Annotated in this window: 8 protein-coding genes; 3 read left to right on the top strand and 5 right to left on the bottom strand. The window is 60.7% G+C overall.

All coding sequences use genetic code 11. The features are described 5' to 3' along the window. Positions 1–162: 162 nt before the first annotated feature. Positions 163–861, bottom strand: coding sequence for a type 1 glutamine amidotransferase domain-containing protein (locus tag AC2ETI_RS29115; protein WP_283567293.1), 699 nt, complete (start codon positions 859–861; stop codon positions 163–165). Between the two features lie 215 nt (positions 862–1,076). Continuing rightward, complete coding sequence (locus AC2ETI_RS29110) at positions 1,077–1,247, bottom strand: hypothetical protein (protein ID WP_021333309.1); 171 nt, start codon at positions 1,245–1,247, stop codon at positions 1,077–1,079. Positions 1,248–1,399: 152 nt separating this feature from the next. Here AC2ETI_RS29110 and AC2ETI_RS29105 point away from each other — a divergent pair, with 152 nt between their 5' ends. Continuing rightward, positions 1,400–1,813, top strand: coding sequence for a hypothetical protein (locus tag AC2ETI_RS29105; RefSeq protein WP_483634745.1), 414 nt, complete (start codon positions 1,400–1,402; stop codon positions 1,811–1,813). Between the two features lie 15 nt (positions 1,814–1,828). Here the strand turns inward: AC2ETI_RS29105 and AC2ETI_RS29100 are convergent, their stop codons facing one another. From AC2ETI_RS29100 to AC2ETI_RS29090, 3 genes are all read right to left on the bottom strand, one after another. After that, positions 1,829–3,103, bottom strand: a complete 1,275-nt coding sequence (locus tag AC2ETI_RS29100; protein ID WP_483634744.1) for an RNA polymerase sigma factor — start codon at positions 3,101–3,103, stop codon at positions 1,829–1,831. A 3-nt stretch (positions 3,104–3,106) separates the two neighbouring features. Next, entirely contained in the window at positions 3,107–3,535 is a 429-nt protein-coding gene (locus AC2ETI_RS29095; RefSeq protein ID WP_483634743.1) for a YciI family protein, read from the bottom strand. Between the two features lie 159 nt (positions 3,536–3,694). After that, positions 3,695–4,288: a hypothetical protein gene (locus AC2ETI_RS29090; RefSeq protein ID WP_483634742.1), complete on the bottom strand. Its 594-nt coding sequence runs from the start codon at positions 4,286–4,288 to the stop codon at positions 3,695–3,697. A 93-nt stretch (positions 4,289–4,381) separates the two neighbouring features. On the opposite strand from AC2ETI_RS29090, the gene AC2ETI_RS29085 reads away from it, so the two are divergent. Both AC2ETI_RS29085 and AC2ETI_RS29080 read left to right on the top strand, forming a co-directional pair. Continuing rightward, a complete protein-coding gene (locus AC2ETI_RS29085) occupies positions 4,382–5,353 on the top strand; it encodes an alpha/beta hydrolase (RefSeq protein WP_483634741.1) in 972 nt (323 codons plus the stop codon). Positions 5,354–5,362: 9 nt separating this feature from the next. Then, positions 5,363–6,442 carry a helix-turn-helix domain-containing protein gene (locus tag AC2ETI_RS29080; RefSeq protein WP_317559111.1) on the top strand — a complete coding sequence of 360 codons (1,080 nt, stop codon included), beginning with the start codon at positions 5,363–5,365 and terminating at the stop codon, positions 6,440–6,442. Positions 6,443–6,458: the final 16 nt, after the last annotated feature.

Below are 6,458 nucleotides of genomic sequence, written 5' to 3'. Positions count from 1 at the left end.
CCCGCCGCCCTCGATCGACCCGCAGCAGCACCCGCGGCCGGCGAACACCACCTTCAAAACCTGAGGACGAACCTCAGGCACAACAGAACACGGCCCAGCACCCCATCGAAGGAGTCCTCGATGCGGTGCCGAAAGCCGTGCTCAGGCCTAGCCGGTGATCGTTCAGCCCAAGTCGGCGACGATCCGCTCGGCGAGCGGCTTCGACGAAGCCGGATTCTGGCCGGTGTACAGCTTCCGGTCCACCACGACATAAGGCGACCAGGCGTCAGCCTTCGAGAATTTGCCACCCAACTCGCGTAGCCGAGTTTCGAGCAGCCACGGAGCCTTGTCCGCCAGACCAGCCTGCGTCTCCTCTTCATTGGTGAACGCCGTCAGCTGATAGCCGTCGAACAGCCAGCTTCCATCGGATCTCTGGGCGGGCAGAAGTGCCGCCGGTGCGTGACAGACCGCCGAAACCACCTTGTCGGCGTCCAAGAACTTCACCAGAAGCTCGCCGAAGGATGCCGACACCGCAAGATCTTCCATCGGTCCATGTCCACCTGGCACAAAGACCAAATCGTAGTCGGCAGCATCGGCGTTCTCCAGAATCTCCGGCGAATCCAGCACCGGCTGCAGATCGGCGATGTACTTGCGCATACGATCAGCGCCTTCTTGCCCGCCGTTGACCTCGGGCGCCAGGCTTCCCTCATCCACAACGGGGGCTTTACCGCCAGGCGTCGCGATCACGATGTCGTAGCCGGCCTCGACGAAAACGCGATGCGCCTCGACCAGTTCTTCCGCCCAGTATCCGGTTGGGTGGGCTGTCCCGTCGTTCAGCGTCCAGTGATCTGCAGAAGTGACTGCAAACAACAGCTTTGTCATCGCGCAACCTTTCGTCGTAGTCAGGAACCGGCGTAGTCAGGAACCGCCGTGGCCAGGAACCCCGAGATACGGAACCCCGGCGCACGCTCCCTTGGATGAAACGCACTCAACCGGAGGGAATTCCGCATCGGCCGTTCCAGTGCGACTTCTCACCAACGGGCATGCAACCCGTCATACCCACATTCCAGCTCGGATATTTGGGTCGAACAGTGCGATCAGGTCAGTACGAAGGCCACGGCAAAAAGTGTCCAGGCGGCAGCAAGAACCGTCGACGCCGCAGTAACTGCCCCGGTCACGGCAGGTCGAGTGCTGCAGTTGCGCGCCGCGATGATCCCGACCGTCATCAAGGTCAGCGCCATCAGGAATGACAGAACCACGATCTTCACCAGCAACCCCTTCGACGTCGGCCAACAGAACCGAAGGCCATTTAGATAGTACACAAATAGATCGTGCATTAATCAAATGGAATCAGTCAGGAAATTCTTGACAACATTCAATTGAAACTGTCAGGCTAAACCTGACGAATGGAGAACTTCTCATGCAAGATCTGATCGAGACCGCCCTGACCGCAAAGATCGAGACCGCCGCAACTTCGACGGCCAACGTCGCAATCGCCGAGGCCTGCGCGCAGGCGGACAAGATTGTCGGAACGGATCCATTACCTGGCAGCCCCGAATGGGAGGCAGAACAGGACACCGACGTCCCGGCGCAGCGTCAGATGGCTTGGCAGTTGGCAAGTTTCCGGATCCAGCTCGCCGCAGGCATCGATTCGACGGCAAGCGTCATGAGCCTGCGAAGATTCGGCGCAACATGGGCAACCATCGGCCGCGCTGCCGGAATGACCCGTCAGTCCGCGCATGAACGGTGGGGTCGACGTGTATCGGACATGCTCAATCCGTACGGCGTCGGGATGCCGCCCATGGTGCCGAACGATGATCCGACTCAGCCCTGACTACCAATCGTGTGACTACTGATCCGACAGCAGCGCATCTGCTTTCGCGACCAATACTGCACGCTCACGCTCGTTCCCGGCCAGCCTCGCTGCTTCGAGGAGTTCGGTTCTAGCCTCCTCGGATCGGCCGAGCTGACTGAGCAACTCCCCCCGAACACTGGGAAGCAGGTGGTAGCCCGTCAATTCACCTGAAGCGACAAGCTTGTCGACGAATTCGAGCGCAGGGCCAGGACCGTATGCCATGGATACCGCCGCCGCATGATTGAGGTCGACCACGGGCGACGGGGCCAGTTGCGCCAGAGCCTCGTAGAGGATGACTATCTTCTTCCAATCGGTGTCATCGAAAGTTGCTGCTCGCGCATGACATTCGGCTATCGCTGCCTGCAAACCGTACGGGCCACGTCCACGCCCGACGGCGTCAGCTCGTTCCAGCGCCGCAAGCCCACGCGAGATCTGTAGGCGGTCCCACCTAGTCCGGTCCTGGTCCGCCAGCAGGATGGGCTCACCTGTCGAGGTTGTCCGAGCGCCGAATCTCGAGGCTGTCAGCTCCATCAACGCGACAAGGCCGTGTACCTCGGATTCCCCGGGGACCAATTCGGCGAGTACTCGCGCGAGCCGCAGAGCTTCAGCACTGAGGTCCGCCCGCATCCACTCGTCCCCCGAGCTGGCTGCATAACCTTCGTTGAACACCAGGTACAGGACTCCGAGGACGGCGCTCAACCTGCTCGAAAACTCTTCTCGTCCTGGAACTTCGAAAACCGCTTTCGAAGCGGTCAACGCCTTCTTCGCACGCACTATCCGCTGCTGAACTGTCGCGGTCGGCGTCAGGAACGCCTTCGCAATTTCTTCGGTGGTCAACCCGCCCACAACCCGAAGAGTCAAGGCCACCTGCGCTTTTCGATTCAACACCGGGTGACAGGCGATGAACATCAGCCGGAGGACGTCGTCGTCGATCCGATCCGGATCCCAGCTGACGTCGTCGAAATGCGAAGCGTCGTTCTCGAGTTCACGCGCAAAGTGGGCGTAGCGCTCGTCCAGCCTCTCACGTCGTCGCCACCCGTCGATTGCTCGACGCGTCGCAACGGAAGTCAGCCAGGCAGCGGGATTTCGGGGAACGCCGGTGGCAGGCCACTGCTCGACAGCTTCGAGCAGAGCCTGCGCTGCCAGGTCTTCGGCGAGATCAAGATCTCCGACGGTGCGAGTCAACGTGGCGACGATCTTCGCGGATTCGATTCGCCAGACCGCGTCGACAGCCTTTCTCGTTTCTTCTCGCACCGCCTCGTCGGTCATGGTTCAGCCTGCGACCGGACGATCGGTACCGAGCTCTTCGCGCCAGCCGGCTTCCTTCTGGATGTACTCGTTGTCCTCATCGAAGTCCGACATCTCGCTCACGCGGCGCACCTCGAGCTTGCTTCCCGGCCCGAGCGGGCAGCGCTTCGCCCATTCCAAGGCTTCGTCTTTGGTCGACGTCTGAATGATCCAGAATCCCGAGAACAACTCCTTCGTCTCGCCGTACGGGCCATCGGAGACCAGCGGCGGATCGGACTCGAAATCGACGATGAATCCCTCCTCCATCGCCAATCCCTCACCTGCCAGCAAGACACCGGCCTTGATCAAGGATTCGTTGTATTGCCCCATCGCGGCGATGATCTCGTCGAAGTCCATGTCCTTGGATGCTTCGATTGCTTCGTCGGTGGAACGCATGATCAGCATGTACTTCATGAGAATCTCCTTCGTTTGTGGACCGCTCATTCGGTCCCTCTGCCTACACGTCGAACGGCAAAGACGCCGATCGACAAACTTCCGAAACTAATTTTCGAAGGACAAATCCGCCGGTCGAATACGATGCCCACGGTATCGGCAGAAGGGTCGTCTGGCAGCTCAGAAATCGAGAAATCCTGGCACGACTTCATCGGCGAGCCCGGCCGCGTCAGCGCTCCCGTAGAAATACACCGAGCCGTAGCCAAACAGGTATTCCTCGACGAACTCGGGTTGCGGCTCGGCAACCACCGGCCACCCCTCTTCATTGATCTGGAACAGGAAGCGATGCCCGTCCGCCTCGACGGCATCGGCGTAGGACGATTCATTTTGTATGAGTACCGGTTGCGGCGCGATCAACACCAACGGCATCACTTCGTCGTCTGCGGGAAGATTGACCAACGCCGCGCTCCCCAGGCCCTCGTGAGTGCCGGCAGATTCCGCACTTCGTGATGACGGCGGGTGCAGGACTGCCCTGACCCCGATGTCCGGGTATTCGAGGTCGTCGTCGCCGATGGAGAATCCCCGACGGATGAAGACGGAAAGCTCTCGCGCACCGAGCCACGGAGCCGTGTGCGCCCCGAGCGTCAAGAGATACTCATGTGTCTGCAAAATCGGCTGACCAGCGAAAACCTGCGGCGGGCGTCCACCAATCCTGGACCCAACTTCCGAATCGCTCGAACCCACCCCGAGATGTACTCTGTCCACCGGCGTCATCCTAGGGAGATCCGACGGGCGTCGGAGGAAGGCTCTCCGATTTCCTACAAACCACTGGTGACGTAGGCCACATTCAGGCTCGATGATGAGTGCATGACAACATTCCCCACTCTCGACCCCGAACTCGCCGCAGCGCTCACCATGCTCCCGAAGGTGGACTTCGCTGACCTCCCCAACGCGCGGGCCACCTACGACGCTCTGATCGGCGCCATGTTGGCCGACCTGTCATTCGACGGAGTCTCGCTTCGTGAACTGTCCGCTCCTGGCCTGAACGGCGATCCGGAGGTCAAGATTCGTTTCGTCACCCCGGACAACACCGCCGGCCCTGTCCCCGTTCTGCTCTGGATCCACGGCGGCGGATTCGCAATCGGCACCGCAGAGTCCAGCGATCCATTTTGTGTCGAGGTAGCACGCGAACTCGGATTCGCCGTTGCAAACGTGGAGTACCGCCTCGCCCCCGAAACCTCCTTTCCCGGCCCCGTCAACGACTGCTACGCAGCACTCCTCTACATCCACGCCCATGCCGAGGAACTGGGGGTCGATCCCAGCCGCATCGCAGTGGGCGGGCAGAGCGCAGGCGGCGGATTGGCCGCAGGCACTGTCCTCAAAGCCCGCGACGAGGGCGTTGTGCCCGTGGCATTCCAATTCCTCGAAATTCCTGAACTCGACGACCGTCTGGCGACGGTCTCGATGACGAACTTCGTCGACACACCGTTGTGGCACCGCCCCAACGCCATCCTGTCGTGGAAGTACTACCTCGGCGAGTCGTATTCAGGTCCCGAAGATCCTGACGTCTCCATTTACGCTGCGCCGTCCCGGGCGACCGACCTCACCGGCCTGCCGGCGACCTACCTGTCCACCATGGAACTCGACCCGCTCCGCGACGAAGGAATCGAATACGCCCTTCGACTGCTGCAAGCGGGAGTCAGCGTCGAATTGCACTCCTTCCCCGGAACCTTTCACGGGTCGGCGCTAGTCGCGACCGCAGCGGTCAGCGAAAGAGGTGCCGCCGAAGCCCTCACTGCGCTCCGGAGAGGGTTGCGTTCGCTGTCGCCTGTCTCGTAGCGTTGCGAGATGCAAGGACTGATGTACCGGCTTGCCGAGCTCGATGCAGACTCGGCAGGCCTGGTACGTGTCATCGATTACTTCGACACGCTCGTGCGGCACGGCTCCGACACTGCATCTCTGCTTCGCGCGAGCGCGCAGTTGGCGGACTGCGTTGTAGGTATCGAGATCGTGGAACACGGTAGAAGCAAGAAGAATTTGCGCCGATGTGACCCACGCGGCCGATGGTCACCCGAACCCCAGTTCCCTCCGAGCATGGCCAGGGACATCGCTGTAGACGACGAGGTTCTCGGGAAGGTATGGATCGAGCGTCCTGGTGCGCACTTGCCGCTCGACGAAATGCTCGTCGACCGAATGGCCCTGACCGCAGCGATAATCCTGCAACCCCGACGCTTGCCTACCGAAGCCGAGCACACTCGAAATCTGTTGTTCCCGATGGATGAACTCGCGGTGCTCACCTCCTGCGCCGGTCTCGGTATCGAACCCCAAACCCCAGTCCGTGTCATGGCAACCAAGGCAGTCTCAGACACGGCCGACGGGACTGCACACCTTGTTATTTCGCAAGATTGCACACCTGGCAAAGCCGTTGGGATAGAAGCTGATGGCGAGTATCTGAATCTCGTGGCGGGTTCGTTCGCACCGACACCCGAGCTGTCCGAGTCAGCACTGTCGTCATCCATTCGCGCCGGAATATCTTTGGCTGCTTCCGCTTCCGAAGTGAATACAATACTCAGCACTGCACGATTCGCTCGCGCACAGGCGTCAGCAACAACACCGATCGTGAACGCTGACGATCTCGGTGCCCTCAACCTCCTGGCACCGGGATCACACATCGATCACTCGCGAATACCGGATCTGGTTCTTGCCGTAGAGATCGGCGATACCAAACAGGGATTAGAACTACTCGAAACCTTGAGGGCATACCTGCAATCCGGAACATTGAGGGCCGCAGCCGATTCCATGCATCTTCATCACAGCAGCGTCGCGCACCGATTGGCAAAGCTGTCCCAGCACGTCGGATTCCACGTCGACACCATCGAGAACCGGGCACGCGCAACGGCCATGATGCTGGTCCTCGATGGCGGATAGGGCCCACCGCGCATCA

The organism is Rhodococcus sp. MurmanLake-1 (assembly GCF_056945715.1).
The sequence above is the reverse complement of the archived record's forward strand: the minus strand, read 5'-3'. Positions and strand labels throughout refer to the sequence as shown.